This is a genomic window from Paenibacillus alginolyticus DSM 5050 = NBRC 15375, assembly GCF_000422905.1.
GTDB lineage: Bacteria > Bacillota > Bacilli > Paenibacillales > NBRC-103111 > Paenibacillus_E > Paenibacillus_E alginolyticus.
The window spans coordinates 16,800-38,235 of the sequence record NZ_AUGY01000057.1 but is presented as its reverse complement, the minus strand read 5'-3'; the positions used below and the strand labels follow the sequence as shown (position 1 = coordinate 38,235).

13 protein-coding genes are annotated in these 21,436 nt (G+C 48.1%); 1 reads left to right on the top strand and 12 read right to left on the bottom strand.

The genetic code is table 11. The annotated features are described in order from the left end of the window. Positions 1 to 20 precede the first annotated feature (20 nt). The 12 genes from G519_RS0123640 to desA form a co-directional block, all read right to left on the bottom strand. Positions 21 to 1,328, bottom strand: a complete 1,308-nt coding sequence (locus tag G519_RS0123640) for an extracellular solute-binding protein (protein WP_051253627.1) — start codon at positions 1,326 to 1,328, stop codon at positions 21 to 23. 674 nt (positions 1,329 to 2,002) lie between these two features. Next, a complete protein-coding gene (locus G519_RS0123630; RefSeq protein WP_036633675.1) occupies positions 2,003 to 4,306 on the bottom strand; it encodes a DUF4962 domain-containing protein in 2,304 nt (767 codons plus the stop codon). Positions 4,307 to 4,337: 31 nt separating this feature from the next. Beyond that, positions 4,338 to 6,431, bottom strand: coding sequence for a heparinase II/III domain-containing protein (locus G519_RS44255; RefSeq protein WP_051253624.1), 2,094 nt, complete (start codon positions 6,429 to 6,431; stop codon positions 4,338 to 4,340). Continuing rightward, on the bottom strand, positions 6,428 to 7,195 hold the full coding sequence (locus tag G519_RS0123620; RefSeq protein ID WP_029196799.1) for an SDR family NAD(P)-dependent oxidoreductase: 768 nt from the start codon (positions 7,193 to 7,195) through the stop codon (positions 6,428 to 6,430). The genes G519_RS44255 and G519_RS0123620 overlap by 4 nt, the downstream gene beginning before the upstream one ends. Before the next feature lie 302 nt (positions 7,196 to 7,497). Next, positions 7,498 to 9,342: a cache domain-containing sensor histidine kinase gene (locus G519_RS0123615; RefSeq protein WP_029196798.1), complete on the bottom strand. Its 1,845-nt coding sequence runs from the start codon at positions 9,340 to 9,342 to the stop codon at positions 7,498 to 7,500. Further along, complete coding sequence (locus G519_RS0123610; protein WP_029196797.1) at positions 9,339 to 10,379, bottom strand: response regulator transcription factor; 1,041 nt, start codon at positions 10,377 to 10,379, stop codon at positions 9,339 to 9,341. Before G519_RS0123610 ends, G519_RS0123615 begins: the two co-directional genes overlap by 4 nt. Before the next feature lie 89 nt (positions 10,380 to 10,468). Then, complete coding sequence (locus tag G519_RS0123605; protein ID WP_029196796.1) at positions 10,469 to 12,052, bottom strand: extracellular solute-binding protein; 1,584 nt, start codon at positions 12,050 to 12,052, stop codon at positions 10,469 to 10,471. 145 nt (positions 12,053 to 12,197) lie between these two features. After that, positions 12,198 to 13,079, bottom strand: coding sequence for a carbohydrate ABC transporter permease (locus G519_RS0123600; RefSeq protein ID WP_029196795.1), 882 nt, complete (start codon positions 13,077 to 13,079; stop codon positions 12,198 to 12,200). 18 nt (positions 13,080 to 13,097) lie between these two features. Then, the gene (locus G519_RS0123595; RefSeq protein ID WP_029196794.1) at positions 13,098 to 14,060 is read right to left on the bottom strand and encodes an ABC transporter permease; all 963 of its coding nucleotides are present in this window, start codon (positions 14,058 to 14,060) and stop codon (positions 13,098 to 13,100) included. Positions 14,061 to 14,896: 836 nt separating this feature from the next. Continuing rightward, positions 14,897 to 18,007 carry an MMPL family transporter gene (locus G519_RS0123590; protein ID WP_029196793.1) on the bottom strand — a complete coding sequence of 1,037 codons (3,111 nt, stop codon included), beginning with the start codon at positions 18,005 to 18,007 and terminating at the stop codon, positions 14,897 to 14,899. 69 nt (positions 18,008 to 18,076) lie between these two features. Then, a complete protein-coding gene (locus G519_RS0123585) occupies positions 18,077 to 18,703 on the bottom strand; it encodes a TetR/AcrR family transcriptional regulator (RefSeq protein WP_029196792.1) in 627 nt (208 codons plus the stop codon). A gap of 139 nt (positions 18,704 to 18,842) precedes the next feature. After that, entirely contained in the window at positions 18,843 to 19,877 is a 1,035-nt protein-coding gene (gene desA / locus G519_RS44250) for a Delta(5) desaturase DesA (RefSeq protein WP_036633674.1), read from the bottom strand. A gap of 495 nt (positions 19,878 to 20,372) precedes the next feature. Here desA and G519_RS0123575 point away from each other — a divergent pair, with 495 nt between their 5' ends. Beyond that, the gene (locus G519_RS0123575) at positions 20,373 to 21,368 is read left to right on the top strand and encodes an LLM class flavin-dependent oxidoreductase (protein WP_244280198.1); all 996 of its coding nucleotides are present in this window, start codon (positions 20,373 to 20,375) and stop codon (positions 21,366 to 21,368) included. The last annotated feature ends 68 nt before the right edge of the window (positions 21,369 to 21,436 follow it).

Genomic DNA, 21,436 nt, shown 5'->3' with positions numbered 1-21,436 from the left:
GATTCGGCTGCTAATTCATCTTATTTTTTATTCGTTTCATAAGCGGTTTGGTGCTCTTTGCCTACTTCAGCAGGGTCTTTCTTCTGTACGAAAAGGTTTTGGATGCTTGTTAAGTGTCCTTGCGCTGTTCCAGGGTTCATCGTATTATCGAACGCAAGATCTCCGCCTTTTACTTGTTTGAACAAACCAAGCACTTCCATCGCCATATCGGAGTAACCAGCGGCTTTGAAGTCGCCATCTACTTTTTGTGCGATACCTACAGCGCCTTTTACAGCGAAAGCTTCTTTAGGGAAGTTCAGCATGAAATAGTTCAAGAAATCTTTGGTTTCTTTCAAATGTTTGCTGTTAGCAGACACGGCGAACGCGCTTCCTGGAGCAAGCATGAACTCGTCTGGGTTCCCCTTGCCATTAACGGTTGGGAATTTGAACACGCCAACTTTACCATTCACGGAAGAGGTTTCGATTCCGCCTGTTGCCCAGCTGCCCATGAAGTACATAGCGGCTTTGCCGGTTTTAAACAAGTTTTCGCCTGCATTGTAGTCAAAAGATGTTGCGCCCTCTTGGAAAGCGCCAGCTTGAACTAGGTCTTGGAAGCTGCTTACGGCTTCAGTGAATGCTGGATCAGCAAACGTCTTTTTGCCATCTACGACAGCTTGTAGGAAGCCAGGGCCGCCATTGGTGCGAAGCAGTACGTTCATGAACAAGAAGGAACCTGTCCAGGAATCTTTTTCACCGATCGCCATTGGCTGAATGCCTTTGCCTTTGAGCGTTTTTACCGCTGTTACCATTTCTTCGAAAGTCTTCGGTACTTCAACGCCAGCTTGCTTGAATAGATCTTTATTGTAATAAACGACAGCAATGTTATTACCGTCAGGCAATGCGTAGATGTTGTTGTTGAATGTGTACCAGTTCAGAATACCTTCTTGGAACGTCCCCTTTAATCCGTTTTGATCCACCATATCGTTCAGTGGCGCGAAAAGGCCAGCATCGACGAAAGGCTTCATTTGCGCGGCCGGATTCACGATCGTGATGTCGGGAACCTCTTTGGAAGCGGCTTGCGTTTTGAGCTTCAGCTTTTGTTGATCCGTGTTCAAGGAATCAAGCTCGATCTTGATGTTCGGATTTTTCGTTTGGTAATCGTTAACGATTTTCTTCAACATGCCGTTTTTTGGATCCGTTGGATCCGGATATATATTTTGGAACGTGATCGTAATGTTTTCCTGCTTTTTAGCTTGTGCTGTCGCAGTCGGTGCTGCGGTAGCTTTCGTATCCGTTGTGCTGCCGCTCGTGCTTCCACCTGCACCGCATGCCGTCAAGCTGATCGCCATCAAGCTAGCTGCCACGACGCTTAGTGCTTTATATTTAGTTACCAATGTGAATCCCCCTCGTTTGGTTGGTTGTTCTTGATGTCCTTATTATCGCTCGAAATTGGTAACCCTTACAATGTGGGAACTATAGGTATGATGTTTGATTTTTATAGGTTTATGCTGGAAGTGAGGGGAATGGTGGGTGGTTGGCGGATGGGGGTGAGGAATGGTGGAGTGACTAGTAGGAGTGCTGGTGCGGTGGTGGCTGGTTGGAGTTAACCTTGCACCTCACATCTCGGCCCTCACCACTTATCTTCTAACTCTTATTTCTTATTTCTTACATCCTATTTCTATTCACCTATCTCCCATCCCCCACCTCTGATTACTTCCAACCATTTGAACAATTTCAAGTCCTCTAGTTACATCTCAAATCTTCTTTTTTTAAACTCATACCTATGTCTGACTAACCTCTTCTCATCCTCTCACCCCGAAAAAACAAAACAAAACTCATCCTCCCTCCCGGCTGATTGACACATGTTCACACCCCCAGAACCTATAAATACCCATTACAATTACAATCAGATACCTATATAATAAACAGCTTCCTATAAAGCAAAAAAGATCAACCTCTTTCGCTACCCAGCGATGAAGAGATCGATCTTTATAGATAAATGATGAGTGCAGCTCGTGAAAAACTAGTAAGCCTTCGGCACCTCGACTCTATGCGTTACACCGTTTTCGGTGAAATAAATATGCGTGTCGAAGCCTTGATCATCCATGAAATAGGATACGTATTTGGGCTCGCCGTGCTTGATCGGCACAAGGAGTGTTGCAATGCGGTGGCTGCGCGCCGGCTTGGTCGTTGCCTTGAGATGCCAGTGCGGCGGCAGTCCCTCGATTTCGGCCGGATCCACATCCGTAAAGCCTTGATGCTGTGTCAGCTCCAATTCACCAGATGAGCAATAGACGAAACGGCCGTCCATATCCGCCTTGCGGCCTTGGACTTTGAAAGTCTGTCCGCTTAGCTTCATTTCATATAGCATCTGGAACAGCCAATCAACAGAACCTGCTTGCGACAGGTCGATGTGGTCGACGACAACAACGTACGTGCCGAAAAAGTAGAGCTCACGTACATAACGCTCCAAATAAGGAACGTACTCCTTGTAAGCTGCAGTTGCGTTGCTGCGGGAATAACCGTAGCCTTTGCGCTGCTCGGCAACTTCAACGAACCCGTTAGCCGCCATGTTCAGCACTTTGTTCTTTTCGGCATATTGACCCAAACCGTCAATCAAAATATTGTTCGTCGAGCGCGTCTGTCTGCGCCAATTCATATGCATCGTGCTGCTAAATGCCACATAATAGCCGCTTTCAATGGCAAGCGGTTCCCCGTAAGCATGAAGCAGGAAGCCATTCTGGTCGCCATGACTATGGCTGACGGAGCCGTATTTGCTGCTTTTCATCAGCAGCATGATATGGCGCTCTGGATCGGCCATTTGCGAGTGAAACGCCACCCAGCCGATATCGCGGAACCATTTGACCGGCTCGATATTCGCATCAGTTGGGGCGATAGCTTCCACTTGCGGATAATCATGACGGTAGACCATTTCGTCGAAACGGAAATCCCACCAACCATAGTTGTAAAATTTCATTTCCGAGTCGGTATCTGTTTCACGTACCCGCTCAAAATACCACTGGTACAGCCCGTTTCCAGTCACACCGGCGAACTGACGAATGTTAAAACCGGTCTTCAAACTTACCGGATCGCCAAGGGTCGATTGGTCGCCGAAGCTTGCGCGAAGGGTATCCGGACTGAACGTGTATAGCGGGAAATCGCCTGTTTTCGTGAAAAACGGTCGTTTATAAAAGTTAATGCCAGTATATTTTTTCAGCAAATTCATCGCTTCCGTGACAAAAGCCATCCCGGTCGTCCAATACATCGGACCTTCCGCCCAGCCTCCATCCGGTCCGCCCCAAGGCGAATATAAGCAGGCATAGTATTCAAGGGTATAATCGAGCCATTCACGAACTTCCGTCTCCTCATTCAAGAGCGCAATGCAGCACGGGACTAGTACACTGGATAACGAACGCACCGCATGACTATCGAACGGCACATGATGGATCTTGGAATGCTCAATAACATGCTGGGCGATTTGACGCGTACGGGCGAGCAAAACTTTCCGCACCTGCTTCCGCTCATCCTCTGTTAGCTGGGCATGAAGCCAGTCATAGCCCCATGCGATAGCTCCAGCCATTCGGAAGGAGGCTTCGTCGTTGTAGTCACGGCTTGTTGTACCATTCACGTCCCAGCTGCACAGATGGAGCAGCCACGTTTTCGCGCGATCCAGCAGCGTTTGGTCATTCAAAATCGATCCTGCCACCACGAGATGGCGAACCGCATAGAGGGCCTCTTGAGTGTCCATGTACATTTGGCGCCATAGCTTTGCTACACGTTTATTGTCTGGGTATGGCAGAGGCTCGGCCATCAGCTCACGCTCAATCCAAGGCTTGACGGATTTCTCGTAAAAGATATCAAACCCGCAATAAGCCGGATCTGTTGCTAGCCTACTACGGAAGTCATCAAGCTCAGAAGATTGCAGCCACAATCTAGGGTGTTGGGACGACGCTTCCGCATATCGGCGTTCTCTGCTAGGTAATGGTGTTTCCGGTAAATCGTCTGGCACCTCGAAGCGTCGAACGAGGCTCCAGACGGTTTGGGTGCCATCTTCTTGGAGAAGGGCGTACCGCCAGAAATATGTGCCGGGGGTTAACGCATCATCCGGTGTATATAAGTTGTAAGGAATCGGCTTAATCGTTCGTGTGTCAGCCTGAGAGAAGGCCTCAGAATGCGAGATTTGCAGTACATAGCGATCATGCTCCAATTGTGCGGGAATCCATGTGAAACGAGGTGGGTTTTCCAGCAGTAAGGTCATCTCATTCGGTTCGTATTGTACAGTTAAAACGCCGCTCTGCGGTTCGTATAATGGCGACAATGAAGTCATATCCATTCTCCTCCCGGATGGGTTCTCTTTTTTATATAAAAAGCAAGCCATTATGGGCTGTTAATTGAATGCGTTTTGAGCTGTTTGTTTGTCCCGGAACTGTAATGGCAATTTCCTGTGCGGAAATACGCGTTAGCTCAGCACGGCTGCCTGCACGGTAAATATAAATGAAGTCAGCCTGACGATCATTCCGACGGTGAAGCATCGCTGTGAGCGATCGACTCGGGTCAACGGAGTCGCCCGGTGTCTGTACAGCTAGAAGCTCATCGCCCGGTTGCGCAAGCGCCGTGTGGAATACGGTCGCAGTGGAGCCGTTAGGATCAGAACCTAGGGCATAAGATGCGTGCAATTGAGATGCACCGCTTGCGTCGACGGAATCGCTAGCAACGTACTGGCCGATGATCGGCAGATTTTGCTCTGATACAGCGGCGGCATCGGAAGCAGCATCTTTCTGTTCAATGAGAAGCTTGTAAACTTCATCTCGGCTACGTAACTGCTCTGATTGCATTTGAACAGCAGGATGCATCCACCACTCGATGCTCCTCGGCTCTTCGCCTGCGAGTTCGACTTGGAACCAATCAAGCAGCCACTCGCCGGTAAGCAGCAAATGGCGATTCAACGTGCACCCCTCGTAGGCTGCTGTTGACTGAAGCCATGCGTACACGGTCGAATCGTTGGCCTCATAGCGGACGCAGCGCCCTTCATGCGGCGCTTGGGATCGGCCATCCAGCGACACGGTGTTGTGGCTGGCGGTTTCGGCAAACCACGATTTCCGCATGGGCGAACCGTAAGGCACCATTCCGAAATCGGGCGTCAGGGTTTGGTCCGTGTGCATCAACGTCAGATGCAGCTTGTCGTAATGGCCGTGGGACCCGCCGTGCTCGCCAAAATCGGCGAGGAACGACAGCGGGTTCCCGGCTGCGCGGCCGATGACGAAGCCGGCGTCCGGCCAGAGCCGCGATCCTCGCGGCTCTTGGGCAGGCGCGCGGTCAGCGGACTCGCCAGCGCCGTAGAGCAGCGCCTCGAGCTGCTCGCCGCCGGCAGCGCCTAGCTGCCGGTACGCTTCGCGCAGGACCGGCGCGAGCCCAGCGATGCCGTAGATCGCGAGCCCCTGCTCAGCGATCTCGGCGATCTCACGGGCGTAAGGGTCCCGCGCCAGCGGCCCGTCATGCAGGGCGGGCAGCGCGCCCTGGTCGTCTGCCAGATCGGCCAACGCCTCGAGCATGCCGCGCATAGATTGACCATCTGCGCCTGTCGTGGCGTAGAGATCAATGCCGAATCGCTGCGCCATCTCCGCGGAGATTAAGTACGCCCTAAGCACGAATACGTGGTAATACGTGCTTCCCTCGAACTCCAGTTGATCGGCCTTCACGCCGATCGATAAATGATGCTTGAAGCCACCTTGGCCTTCAATGAGCGCTTCCAGCGCCGCTTGCTCTCCGCGAGCGGCATAGACACAAGATAATGACGCGTTCAGCCAAGCGGTGTAGTTGTTCTCCGCATTGTTCCGCTCATGAATCAGGATGTGCCGGTATTCTTCCATACTCCCCGCGAGTAAACCTAGGAAGGCGTCAATCGCCGCCTGCTCCTTCGCCTCGAAAACAACGCCCTCATCGCGCAGTAACAAGTAAGCGCGAATCAAGGTCGTGGACCAGATCGCCTCGGTTAGCGCCTGGTGAAAAGCCCGCCCCTTCAACATCCAGCTCTGAGCTTCCGGATGCACGGGGTAGAGCGGGAACTGCTCTGCGTACTCTACGAGCAGCCTTTTACTAATCTGCGCATACGACTTATCACCCAGCGCTGCATAAACGGCCGCTGACTGCAAAGCCACCCGCGCAAGTGATTGGTGCTTGAACACGAGCCAAGCACCTCGGTAAGCTTCGCCCTCAATTATGCAGCCGTGCGGACATAGAAATTCGGACGCATCCACTCGCATCGGATCGAACGTCAGTTCGGTATGATGGTGTGGACAGACATACTGGTGCCACCAACCCCCAGGTTCCTTAGGAATTGATAGGCTGCCTGCTTGCTGCAGCCTATCAATCTCCTCTTTCAATATGTGCGCTGTTCGGCCTGCCCAAGTTAGTTTTTCTAGTTTTTCGCCTAACCTCAGCGCGGTACTCATCGCATCATCATCCCGCCATTGATTTCGATCGTTTCACCTGTTACGTAGGCAGCTAGATCGGAAGCAAGGTAAAGCACGGCGCCTGCTACATCGTCCGGTGTTCCTTCACGCTGCAGCGGAATGCCATTTACAGTTGCTTGGCGTGCTGTGTCCGTTGTGAATGTCGCATGGAACATCGTATTGCCGATAAAGCCAGGGGAGACGTTGTTGACGGTAATTCCACTTGCCGCTACTTCCTTGGCTAATCCTTTGGAAAAAGTTTGTACGGCTGCTTTGCTAGCTGCATATATACTGGAACCAGGTCCTCCGCCGTTATGCGCAGCAACCGATGTCATATTCACGATGCGGCCGTAGCCCTTCGCCTTCATGCCGGCAAGCACTCTTTTGGACATGAACACCGCACTCTTTAAATTTACATCCATAATTCGGTTGTACATTTCTTCGAACATTTCAGAATTCGCCACACGCTGAACGAGATGGCCTGCATTGTTCACGAGAATATCAATCGTCCCGCCTAGAGCTTGCTCAACTTCGCTAACGAGTCTATCGATTTGCTCCAAATTCGTTACATCCGCCTGTACTAATACAGCCTCGCCGCCTGCTGCTTGAATAGCCGCTACAACTTCCTGACCTTGTGCAACATTATTCAAGCAATTCACACCAACCTTCGCCCCATTGCTAGCCAGAGCTAGTGCAATTGCGCGTCCAATCCCCGCATTAGATCCTGTCACCAGTGCAATTTTCCCCGTCAAATCGATATTCATATGAATTACCTCCCATGTATGTGTATTTAAAATTTCAACTTACATCACTTTGTAGATTCCGCCTGAGACAATGTTTTTCATCGCTAAATGATGACTCCCGCGGAAACCTGCCCACTTAACGATATAAAACATGCTTAACTCTGAGGGAAACGACCATTTCCTTCCTTACTACCGCCTGAAACGATGTTTTCCATCGCTAAATGATGACTCTCGTGGAAACCTGCCCGCTTAACGATATAAAACACGCTTAATGCGGACGGAACGACCTAGCGAAAGTCCGTCTACAGTGATAAAAACCCCACTCACCCACGCAACCGAGGCCTCACCGTCTCCGGCATGGTCATCGTCACACAGGTCCCTCGTCCCCACTCACTGTCAATAGACAGGCCGTAGGCCTCGCCGAACACCATCTGAATCCGTCGATGGACGTTCATGAGTCCAATGCCGCCACCTTGTGATTCGCCTGTCTCTTCCGGCTCCGCCAAGCGGTTTTCCTCCAGCTTCGTACGCAGCTCGGCGAGCCTCTCCGGCTTGATACCTGTGCCATTGTCCTGGATGAACACTTGGAACAATCCGCCTTCTTTGCGAGCATCGATACGCATGAAATGATGCGGTTCCACACCATCTGGGAATGCATGCTGAAAAATATTTTCGATGAGCGGCTGCAGAGTCAGCCGAACCATCTTTTCCAAAAGCAAGCCTGGCGGGATCGCGACATCAATTTCAAACTCTTTACCCGTCCTGTGCTGCAAAACAATCATATAATTGCGTACATGATTCAGTTCATTCGCTACTGTAATTTCTTCTAAATTCGTCTGCACCGAGTAGCGGAGCATGAAAGCCATTGCTTCTACCATCTCTGTAATTTCACTGGAATCCTGAACTATTGCATAACAATTGATCGTTTCCAACGTGTTATATAAAAAATGCGGATTGATCTGCAGCTGCAAGGACTGAAATTCTGCCCGCTGCCGTTCAAGCTTCGTCTCACCTAGCTCAAGCTGGTTCTTCTGCTGCTCCAGCTCGGCTTCATACACCCGTTTGATCATATCGGAAAGACGCGTCACCATTAGATTGTAGCTGTGAATAAGTCCGCCGATCTCATCCGTTCGACCAATCTCGTCGATGTACTGCCAGTTTCCTTTTTCTGTTTCCCGCATGCTGTCTTTCAGCCCTCGTATGGGGGCAATAATAGACCTACCGAAACGGTATGCTAGCCATAATGCGATAGCCAATGTAACCAGACCAACGATGATGGTCGTCGTTCGAATCGTATCTGCTGGGCGGTGCAGTTCTTCAACTGGCATCGATGCGACAAGATTCCAATCGGAGTAACCGGATTTCCTTGATACAAACATACGTTCTTCTCCATTGTATTTATGGAGGAATGTCTGATTACCGCTCGCCAAAACGAGCGATGCTAGTTCATCTTGAGGCTTCCGCAGCCCCATGGAAGGCGGGTAAATGTAGTTCCCGGTATCATCGACGATAAAGAAAAAGCCTTCTTTACCCAAGCTGACACGATCCCACGTTTTCGCCAATTCCGCTAACTTGATTTCAATGGCAACAACCCCGCGATTCTCATCGCCATAAGAAGGTCCTCTGACTTTACGAGCCATCGTCACGACAGTTCCTTGATCAATTGGACGTATGCTCATATTCAGCAGCGCAATTTTCCCGTCACCCGCAATTTTCATCAGGTTATCAAATTGTTCTTGTACGAGCACCGGATCGAAGTTCAGTAGATTCTGATTCTCATAAATGAAGGAACGCCCATGTTGGCCGACGACATAAATCATGTTCAACTGTTTGTACAAGGTGACAACGGACTGAACGGAAGATTCCGAAAATTTCTTGATTTTATCCGAATACACATAATACTCATACGCGTCATCTGGCTTAATTTCCATGAAAGCGCGCACATCGGAGTTGGATGAAAAGGCATTGCTAAGCAGCTCGTAAGCCTGCAAATAACTATCAGTCTGATAGTTCGCACTGTCGACCATTTGCTCCATATACTGCTTCACTTGGTCGTCTAACGCCCGTGATGATTGCCAATAGGATACAGCGCCTACGGACAAAAGTGACAGCACGATCACAATGAGAAAGTACGTATAAATTTGACCTGACAGCGTCTTTCTTTTCATGAACGGATACCCATTTGTTGTCGATATTCAGAAGGAAGGCAGCCCTCGTATTTCTTAAATGTTTTTGTAAAATGAGGATGATCGGCGTAACCGACCTCACCCGAGATATCGGTAATTCGCCACTGCGGCTGTTGAAGCAGCTTCTTCGCCTTCTCCATGCGTCTGCGCGTGCGGTACTGCACGAACGTTTCTGCCGTACTTTGCTTAAACAGTTGGCTGAAATAAGAAGGATTAAGCCCGATAAAGTCAGCCACCTCTTCTAAAGATACTTCCTCAGCGAGATGCGTCTCTATATAGTGCTTGGCTTCCTCAACAGGGTCCTTAAGCTTGCCTTTGCGTTTGATTCGAAGCTCATCCAGATACCCGCTGATCGCGGTCGTGAAACGAAGCCACGCTTCCTCTTCGCTCACAGCACCGGTTAAATCAAGCTCACCCTGGATGAAATAGACATCTCTCACATTCAACCTTTGGTGCAGGAGGGTGTGGATTTCTTGCAAAATATCACTAACCCGATTGAGCTTAAGCTTATTGGCCTTCAGCTCTGCCTGAATTTCCTCTACAACGAAATTTAATTCCGCCTGCTGCAGCATCCATACGGCTTGCTCCATGCGGCCTGCCCACTGTTCGAGCTTCGTTACAGCAACGAAGGATTCGGAGCTTACTTTACTTTGGTTACGAATTAGCTTTTCTAACACATGCTGAAATCCCTTAATGTTGACGGGTTTCAGTAAGTACTCTTTCACCCCGTATGAGACGCATTTCTGCGCATATTCGAAATCACCATAGCCGGAAATGACCACAACTTGGATGTCCGCATCCATTTCTGCAACACGAGCACATAATTCCAGCCCGTCCATCTTAGGCATCCGAATATCGGTGAACAGGAAGTCAGGTCGTTCCTCTTGAATCCGCTGCAGCGCGACAACGCCATTCTCAGCCGTTCGCAGGCTTTCGATGGGGAGCTCCGATTGTTCAACGAGTTTCTGTAAGCCTTTGCGTATCATCGGTTCGTCATCGACAATGAGTATGCGGTACATGAGGAGTGCTCCTTTCAAACCCTTATGAAATGCACGCTCCCCACGGGCTGGTGGGCACGTGAGGAGGCGGTTATGCTCAGCAGATGAGCTTATTTACGCGGCATCGACACGGTCGTACCGGAATCTTTACTATTGAATTTCTCTGTTGCTTCCTTGATTACTTCGTTACCGCCTTTGGATTTCCACTCTTCCAATACTTTCGGCCAATCGGAGATCGGCTCTTTGCCGTACACCATCTTCACCATGTGCTGGAGAATGACTGGAGGTGCTTGGTCGGAAAGCGGCGAAATGTCAGGATTTTTCATTAAAGATTCAAGACGTGGCTCGAAACTGATACCGTCGCGCCCTTCATTTTTTAACGTTGTATCGTAGACATTCATTAATTTCTTACCTTCTTCTGACAAGCTAAGTGTCCCTTTATTATAAGTCGTATCTTGGACAAGCCACAAGAAGGATTGACGGTAACGCTCTTCATCGACACCCGCTGTATCTGTTGGGGCTTTGTAGTCGATTTTGCCATCCACCGTTTTGTACGTGTCACCTTCAATACCGAATGTAAAGTATTTCTCTGCCTCATCCGACATCATCCAATCGAAGAACTGAATAATTTGCGCAGCATTTTTAGCATTTTTATTGATAAAGTAAGCACGCGGCGCAGGTCCATACAAGTAGTGACCGCCTTTGCCATCTGGTCCTGTCGGAGATGCAATAATCTCGATATCACCCGTTGGAACCGTTGTTTTCAGCTGTGTTTCCCATTGCAGCAATTCATTTGCATTCATGGACCACATCCCTGCTTTACCCGCAAGAATAGTGTTTTTGAATACTGTGGCGTTGATCGTTGCGAACTCTTTATTGATCAGGCCTTCATCAAACATTGTTTTGTATGTTTGCAGCGCTTTCGTCATATTCTCTGTGTCGAAGAATTTAGGCAGAACTTGATCGCCTGATTTCTCGAACATGGATAAGTAAGGAAATACGTCATAAGCACCGAAGAAGGAGTCTGCGTACTTGAAGTTTTCACGACCCATGTACGGGTTCTCAACGCCCATTTCTTTGAACTTGCGAAGTACTGCCATGTACTCGTCAACCGTTTTTGGAACCCCTAGGCCTGTTTTGTCGAGTAAATCTTTACGAATGAAAATGGCACGGCGGGAAGGGTTGGACAAGTATTCCGGAATGGCGAAAATTTTACCTTGGTAAGTAACGTTATCCCAAGCGTCTTTCGGCACTTTTTTGAGCAGATTCGGTCCATACTTCTTCAACAATTCATCAAGCGGCGTGAACACGCCAGCCTTCACGGAACCTGCCATTTCTTTACCGTTCACGCCACCACTACCCTGTACAACGTCAGGAATGTCATTGGTTGCAAACATCTGAATCATTTTTTGCTCATATTCTTTGTGAGGAACAAGTACGATATTCATATCCGAGTTCGTCATCTCTTCTAACTTTTTCACCCATTTGTCTTGATTAATATCAGGCGACTTCTCTACATGTCCGAATGCGAGTGTACGCAAGGAGATGGAGAATTTCGTTTTTTCAGCAGGCTTTGCGCTTGATGTGCCAGCCGCAGCGTTTGACGCCGATTGTTCAGCGGGTTTAGAAGAGCAAGCAACCAGCAAACTGGCCATCATTACGGCTGCCATCGTGGTGGGAATCCATTTTTTCATTTCTACCCCTCTTTTCATTTCACTAAGATATGAACGCATTCACATCTTCATTGTAAAAGCGTTTACAAATTGCCGATATGGAATGTCTTTAGTTCGATTTGTCTTTTTTTTAGAATGCTGTAGAAATTGTTGATTTCATGCAACCTTAAGATTTTACAGAACCAACCATCATTCCTTTGACAAAATGACGCTGCAAGAACGGATAGATAAGAATAATGGGGATCGTCGCAATAATAATGGTCGCCATCTTGATGCCTTCCGGATCCATATGAGCAAGTCCGCTGAATTGGGAAGCGTTCGGATCAATACTAATATCCTCAGACACAATCAATTGACGAAGCTTTACCTGAAGCGGCCATAAGGCAGGCTTGTTAATATAGTACAGTGCACTTTGGTACGTATTCCAGTGACCCACCGCATAGAAGATCCCCAGAGAGGCCATCACGGGTTTGGACAAAGGCAGAATGATATTCCAGATCATGCGAAGCTCGGAGCAGCCGTCGATACGTCCGGAATCAATCAGCTCACTCGGAATTTGCAAGAAAAAGGACCGCATAATGAAAAAATTGAAAGCACTGATTGCACCTGGAAGCAATAAAGCCCAAAGCGAATTCGTCAGGTGTAAATTTTTCATCAAAATAAAGTTTGGAATCAGTGGAGCTGTAAAAACCATCGTAATGAGAACCATAATAACGACAACGTTACGGCCAGCATACTCTGGTCGAGACACCGGATATGCAAGTGATGCCGTGGCGATCAGATTGATCAGGGTACCCACTACTGTAATATACACGGTCACTCCGAAAGAACGCCAGATTGCCGCATCGCTAAACACATATTGATAGTTGATCGATGTAAATTGAACAGGTAGGAATAATACCTTCCCATTCACGATGGCTTCCGAAGAACTGAACGATTGGGCCAGCACGTTTAAGAACGGCAGGAGCATCGCTAGCGATAGAAGAGTCAGAAATAGCACATTAAAGAAGTTAAAAACTTGCCAGCCGGCTGTCGGCTTGCGATTCATAAAGCGTTCACCTCCGTCTTAGTACAAGCTTTCACCCGTTGTTTTTTTGCTTAAAATATTACCCGTAACAATAAAAATCACGCCAACAAGTGCTTTGAAAAGTCCAATCGCCGTCGTATAGCTAAACTGCTGACCTAACAACCCCGCAGTGTAGATATACGTGTCTAAAATTTCACCATTTTCCTTATTTAGCGGGTTCAGGAACACGTAAACACGTTCGAAGCCAAAGTCTAAGAATTTACCGATATGAAGGAGGAACAAAATCATAATGGTTGGTAGAAGCGACGGGAGAGTAATTGAAATGGTTTGTCTCCAGCGGTTCGCGCCATCCACCTCAGAAGCTTCATATAGATCCGGATTAATCCCTGCCAGAGCAGCCAAATAAATAATCGTACCGTAGCCGGAATCACGCCAAATACCCGAAGAAATGAGCACTGTACGAATCCATGACTCTTCACCCATGAAATAAATCGGCTCGAAACCTAGCCAAGTGATGAGATGGTTCAAAGCTCCCGTTGAAGGAGATAGAATACCGATCGCAATCCCGCTCACAATAACCCACGACAAGAAGTGAGGCATGTAAACAACGGTTTGAAGTAACCGCTTGTACACTACAACGCGCAGCTCATTAAGCAGCAAGGCGAGTATGATTGGCGCTGGAAAAGCCAGTACCAAATCGTAAATGCCGATCAGAATCGTATTCTTCAAAATCTTGAGGAAGTCATAGTGGGCAAACATCCGAATGAAATGTTCGAACCCAACCCATTCACTTCCCGTGAAGCCATCAAAAATGTTGTAATCTTGAAAAGCAATGACTGAACCTAACAAGGGTACATACTTGAAAACAATAAAATACAAAATCCCCGGCAGCGATATTAAATACAGCGCCTTATACTTCCAGAACGTTCGCAGAAAGGATCTACCTTTCCGTACCTGCGAGCGCTGATTCATCTTATTAACCGCTTGTGCGTTGACCGCCATCCTTGGCCCCCCTCACTATTCTTCGCTGATGTTATACCTATATCGTATCCTGCTAAAGCGCTTGCAACAATGGATTGGCTTTTCCCTCACTTGTGTTTTTTTTAGGTGGGTAAATGTGCCGCGGTGCGACTTGTGGTTGACGTGTGGGAGGTGCGGAGGCGAGAAGGCGAAGAAGGGTGAGAAACACAATAGAAGTATTCGGCTAACTAGCATCCGTCCTCACAGTGTCGAGCACCTTCCGTCTATTGCGCGGCATACGTAAGTTCTCAACGCCTTTTGATGTAAAACGTGCTGCTAATTTTGATTCAGCTTGCTTTGTTTATGAATTAGCTGCATTTCCTACAGTTAATTTCCTGGAAAAAGTGAGTTTTAACGCTTTTGCGAGAAATTAGCTGCACATTTTACATATAAAACCTCCAAACAGACATTCAACATGCAATTTTGATGCACAAAATGCATGTAGTACGGTTTTCACGCTCAGGCCTGCTTCCAATTATCCAAATTCCCTCCGACTTACAACACGTCCAGTTCCCAATTCATGCTACTTGGCTCTTAAGTAAAATTTTCTGCTTGTAAGGTTGTTTTTCATCGCTACAGTCGGGCTGCTGCTCAAATTCAGCACTTTAACGATGAATTTCATCGTTAGGGCCACATCTACTCTGCCTTTAAGTATATTTCCCTGCTCGTAAGACTGTTTTTCATCGCTATAGTCGGGCTGCTGCTCAAGATCATCACTTTAACGATGGAAATCATCGTTAAAGCCACCACATTCACAACACGACAAAAAAACGCCCCCCACAATGTGGGAGGCGCCATCAAATTCACTCACTTCATGCTCACGCGGTTCTACTTTCCGTGGACACTTGCCGAGCCGCTGACTTGCGCTTCATCCGCAGCGCCTCAGGCATAGCCAGCAAAGCCGGCAGCAGCATCGGCAGCAAAATAAAGCAAAGCACAACGAGCCCAACGATCACGGCTACGGCTAGCTCAATCAGCAGAACTAGCCCTGATGGAACCAACGTCGCGAAGGTACCGCCTAGGATGATCATAGCCGAGATCACCACGCCGCCGATATGCTTAGCGGCTTGAACGATCGCTTTAGACGGCGATAATTCGCCAAGCTCTTTATATCGCATCATCAGGAAGATGCTGTAGTCGACACCGACTGCGATGATGATGATGAAGGAGAAGAACGGTACGAAAGAGGAAACACCGTCTGCTCCGATGATTTTATCTGTGACGATATTCGTAGCGGTCATGGCCACATAGTAGGAAATCACTAAGGACACGATGATATAGACCGCTGGCCAGAATGAGCGTATCACGAACAACAAGACAATAAATACGCCAATAATTACGATGATTGCCGTGCTGTTGAAGGATTTCAGCTGTGCTTTGTTCGTGTCGTAAGTCGTGGAGCTTGGTCCCGCGGCACCGAATTTCGCTTTCTCCAGCACTGTGCCTTTCAAACTAGACGTTAACTCGGCGTTAATCCCCTCGATGGTGTCCATAGCCGCTGACGAGTACGGATCATCCTTCAGAATGACGATGAGTTTCGTACTCTTGCGATCCTTGGACATGAAGCTGTCCATCGATTTGCCGAAATCTGCGCTCGTTAGCGCTTCTTTCGGAATGAAGAACGTCTTCGAGCTGTTCAGCTGCGTCAGGAACTGGCTCGTTTTGCCGAGCCCATCGGACACATCGCCAAGTCCGTTGCCGCTTTGGCCGAGGCCGTCCTTCAGCTGGCTCATGCCGCCAGCCAAGCCCGACAAGCCCTCGTTCAGCTTCTGCTGCCCGTCCTTGACGCTGCCCAGCGCGTCATTCAGCTTCGCCATGTTCGAGGCGATCTCTTGGCTGCCCGCGCTGCCTTGCTTCAGCCCATTAGCGAGCGCGTCCGAGCCGCTCTGTAGCGATGCCAATCCCGCAGCAAGCTGCGCCTGCGCGCCGTTAATCTGCGCAAGCCCCGCAGCAGCCTCAGCAAAAGAGCCATTCAACTTGGCGGCATTCGCGCCAAGCTCCTTCAGCCCGCCGTTCAGCTGGGCGAGACCGGATTCCAAGCCCTCCCCCGTCTGCTTCAGCTTGATGTAGTCGCTATCTTTAGACAACTGGCTGTACTTTTCCCCCAGCCCGCCAATAAGCCCATTCATCCCGGTCAGCCCCTGCTGAATACCAGGAAGCTTCCCTTCAATCTGACGATAGCCGTCAGCTAAAGCACTATAGCCCTGCTGTAGCTGCGTTAGCCCGCTGCTAATCTTCGACGTATTGGCATCAACTTGCGTCATGCCATCCTTTAAGCTCGCAATGCCCGCGCTTAGCTCCCCAGCTCCGTCGGCCCCCTGAGCAATACCCTTCGATACTTGCCCAAGCGCAACAGTAATCTGGCTGTAGCCATCCTGTACCTTACCCGTTCCGTCAACTAACTGATCGGTGCCGGACAAATCTGGACTGACCAGCTTGCTCTGCATCAAATTCAAACCATCTTTTATTTGATTAACGCCCTTCTGCGAAGCCGTAATTCCTTCAGCGACGGTCGACGTTTGGTTGGAAATATAGAAGTTATCAATTGGCTTCGACTGTGGTTGCGTCACACTGGACACCTTATCCACGCCCGGAACACTCTTTAATTTGTCCGTCAACTTATCAATTGCGGCTAATCCGTCATTATTATCAAGTGCTTTATCATTCTCTAAAACGACCATAGTTGGCAGCGCTTGGCCTCGGCTAAAATGATCCGCTACAAGGCTGAATCCTTTGGTGGATTCATGGCCATTTCCTAATTCTTTCAACTGGTCAAAAGACAGTTTCTGATGGTTGGAAAGGGCAATCGGAATCATCACAATCAGAATAAGCAGCGTTGTGATCACCGGTCTTTTCACCGCAATAGCCGTCAAGCTCGCCCAAAATTTACTTTCCTTATGCCCGGTTACACCCTTGGAAGGCCAATACAGCTTATTGCCTAGTACTTTCATGAGGAAAGGCGTCACTGTCATAATTTCAAGCAGGAGTACCGCGGTACCGATAGCTACGACATTTCCTGATTTATAAATCCCAAAGTCCGAGAACGTCAAGCTCGCGAAAGCAATAAATACGGTCAAAATACTATAAAAAATCGTTTTGCCAGCCGTTTTATATGTCACGATAATCGCTTCATCCACGGACAGACCGTGGGATAATTCTTCTTTGAATCGATTGAACAACAGGATGTTATAGTCGGTTCCAATTCCAAAAAGAATCAAAATCAACAACATCTCCGTGACACTTGTCACTGGAAACTCAAATTTATCAATCAGCTGCGCGGCAATCCCCATGGAGCACAAGTAGGAAATACCTACAGCAAGCAGCGAGACAATCGGAATCACAACGGAACGGAACATAATGACCAGCACTGCTAAGATGAAAATCACCGTTAAGGCCGCACTTTTGGCCACACCCGACTCGGAAGCTTTGATGTAATCGTTCTGAATGAAGTCCTCACCCGAGAGGTAGTAATCCACCTTCACATCTTTCAAAACACCCTCAAACTCTTGTTGAATCTCATCGACATGACGGCCTCTTTTATCCAAGCTGAAGCTCGCCATTAACGTAGTCTGATCCTCCGAAATTAGCGAGGACTTCGCGTCAGGCAGCGAGAACGGATCCAGCAATTGATCAAAGCCAAGCTCCGCTTGATGGTTTTTCATACTCGTTATACCGGACTCGATCTGCTTCATGTCCGCATCCGACAGTTTATTCGGGTTGTGGAACACGATGATATCGCTAGTCCCATTAACCCCATTCATTTTATTCAAAATAGAGGTAGCGACCTTGGACGGACTGTCCTTTGGCAGCGGATCTTGACCCCTGAGCCCTAAAATGGCGTTCACATCGGGCTGAAAAACGGTCAGAACTACAGTGGCTACCAGCCACAAGGCGACAATCGTCCAGCGCCATTTAATAATTTGTTTCATTTCTCTGATTCCTCCTCCGATTTTACAAAACGTTAGTAAACAAGCGTTCATTTTTGAGTCAAAAAAATTTTAGCACAGTCCTTGAAGCTTTATTTTTTCTGAAATACCCGCAGAATACAGGTACAACAGTTCATCAACCAGCACCTTAATCGTATCGCCATCCTCATAATCGCGCAGAATAAGGCTCATGCCTTCAATAAGCGTAACAGCTAGCATCCGTGCAGATTGCTGCTCTTTCGCTTCGAGCGGGGCCGACGTTTCCTTCTTGGTGGTGAAGACGTTCTCCAAAATTTGATACACCAGTGTAATAAGTTCCTCTTTCACGGTTTCGTAGCGTGAGCCTTCACTCAGATTTAAGAGGATGGTCAGCTCCACACTTGATTGCTTGAAAAGCTGCATAATCGTCGCATCGATTTTACGCAAAATAACGAGATGATCGGCAGTTTCCGTGCACAATTTGAAATCAACCTCATTTTTAATCTCTAAGGTGTAAGCAGCAAGCTGCTCATAGACGGGTTGAATCAGCTCATAGAATAAGTCTTCTTTATTTTTAAAATACCGGTAAATATTTCCTGGTGTAATACCCGCAGCGTCTGCAATATGCCGTATAGAAGCTTTCATATAGCCATGTTTCTTGAATTCGGACAATGCCGCTTGGCGGATACTCTTTTTTACGTCATCCTTTAAAATCTGCATATAATAAACACCCGTTCACTTTTCGACTTAATGCAATGATTATAACGTGCGTACTTCCTATTTTGCAAGCTTAAAATCGCAAAAAAAGCCGACAACCTAAGCAGCATGCTGCCAGAGGCCGTCGACTCTTCTTTTAACACTACTCCGCCTTAGCTTTGAGAGTCTCCATTATTCTTTTCGACTTGAAAGGCTTGAGATCTTTGAACTGTATGAACTTCTTGGATTCCTCGTTCCAAATACGGAACTTAAGGGATTCCAAGCTTGTCTTCAATGTAACCGTCTGAACTTTGCGCAGCTCTGCGTTCTTGTTATGAACTTTTTCCAAGTAATAATTAGGAACTCGCGGACTCAGATGGTGAATATGGTGGAAGCCTATATTGCCTGTAATCCAGTGCAGAATTCTAGGCAATTTGTAAAAAGAGCTTCCGTGCATAGCCGCCTTCATATAATCCCATTCCCCGTCATTCTCGAAGTACGAGTCTTCATAGTTGTGCTGAACGTAGAAAAGCCAAATCCCAGCCATACCTGAAATTAAAAACATCGGACCTTGGACTAGGAGAAATGATTGCCAACCGATACCCCAGCAAAGCAGCGCAATGCTCCCAAAGATGCCCAGATTCGTGATGTACGTATTCATTCGTTCTTTCATGCCTGCACGTTTGCGGTTAAAACGGTAATCGATCAAAAAGATGAAAATGGGTCCGACAATAAACATCACAATCGGATTTCTATAAACCCGATAATAAAGTCTTCTAAGCGGAGAAGATGCCATATATTCGTCAACCGTTAGTGTCCAGATATCGCCGACACCTCTACGATCCAAATTGCCGCTGGATGCATGATGGACGGAGTGGGTATGACGCCACTGATGATAAGGAACAAACGTCAAAATGCCTGTTAATGTACCAACAATTTCATTCGCTAATTTATTTTTAAAAAAAGACTTGTGACAGCAATCGTGGAAAATAATAAAGATTCGAATGAGGAATCCTGCTGCAATAATGTCTAACACGAACGTAAGCCAGATCGAAACCGAAAGACTTAAGAAGGCGAAATACCAAAGTAAAAAAAAGGGTCCTAATGTATTAATAATTTGCCACACACTGATCTTCATATGCGGTCTTTCGTAAGGCGCGATGTCAGACCGCCACCCACCTTTGTCTTGTTGACTCATGCTAATTAAAGCTCCTTCTCTCCGTTTCGTACCGGACTGTTTTGTGACACCTGATGTAGTACGTTGGGAATTCAATTAAGTTCCCGTTATAAGAGAAGAAATGTTACATTGCCCTCTCATCATAAGTTCCAAAATGCTTTTTGTAAAATGCAAGATAAGTCAAATGTGTATTAGGTCATATTTTTTACTATTCTACACAGACCAAAATTCAACCTGCGAAAGGCAACCTAACCCTTATTTTCCCATAAAAAATAGGTTGCTCTTACAGAACATGCTCCTGCTTGGTTAAATTTAACTTATTACAACATTAGGCGAATAAATCGATGCTATACCCTTCAAATGCTGCAAAAAAACCGAATATACTATATTTTAGTCATTCAACAGCTTCGTAGGGGAGATTGGCTATAGTGGTTACTCGAGGCGGGATTTAGGCAGAATTGTTACACTTGATACAATACTGGTATAGTGGTTATATAAAAAATGGAGGTCTATTCAATGATACCTATATCTGTTTTGGACTTGGCTCCCGTTATTGCAGGCGGTACGCCAAGAGAATCCTTTCACCGTTCCGTTGATCTAGCCAGACACGTTGAAAAGTGGGGCTACCATAGATATTGGCTCGCTGAACATCATAACATGCCTGGCATTGCCAGCTCCGCCACATCGCTCGTCATCGGATATGTCGCGATGGCTACGGAGAAGATTCGCGTAGGCTCCGGCGGCATTATGCTGCCTAATCACGCGCCGCTCGTCATCGCCGAGCAGTTCGGGACGCTGGAATCGATGTTCCCGGGACGCATCGATCTCGGTTTAGGGCGTGCGCCTGGCTCCGATCAGCCAGCGGCAAGAGCGCTCCGCCGCGGCTTAGGCAGCGACGGCCACGACTTCCCGGAGCAGCTGAGCGAGCTCCGCGGCTATCTCAACCCGGCGCTGGGTACAGGTGTACCGGGCGTGCGCGCCGTGCCGGGCGAAGGGCTGGACATCCCGATCTGGCTGCTCGGATCGAGTGATTTCAGCGCCCAGCTTGCTGGTCAGCTGGGGCTTCCTTTCGCTTTCGCCAGCCACTTCGCTCCGGATTATTTGCTGGCGGCTCTTGATCTGTATCGCCGTCAGTTCCGCCCGTCGGACGCGCTTGATAAGCCGTACGCGATGGTCGGCGTTAACATTATTGCTGCCGATACCGATGAGAAAGCCCAGCATTTGGCGACGTCGCAGCACCAGCAATTTCTGAACATCGTGCGCGGCCGTCCTGGCATGCTGAGCCCACCCGTAGACAGCATGGAGTCCTTATGGAGTCCGCAGGAGAAAGCTTACGTTCACAAGGCCTTAAGCTTCTCCATCGTGGGAAGTAAAGACACTGTCCGAGAGAAGCTTGCTATGCTGCAGCAGCAAACTGCCGCCGATGAGTGGATCATCGCCGGCCAAATTTATGATCATAATGCTCGTTTGAGATCCTATGAAATTGTGGCAGAGGTTGTCAAAGAGATCTAGTTAAAAAAAGCCCTCGCAATCCATTTTATCTTTCAAAAAGAAAGAAGAATGGGCTACGAGGGCTTTCC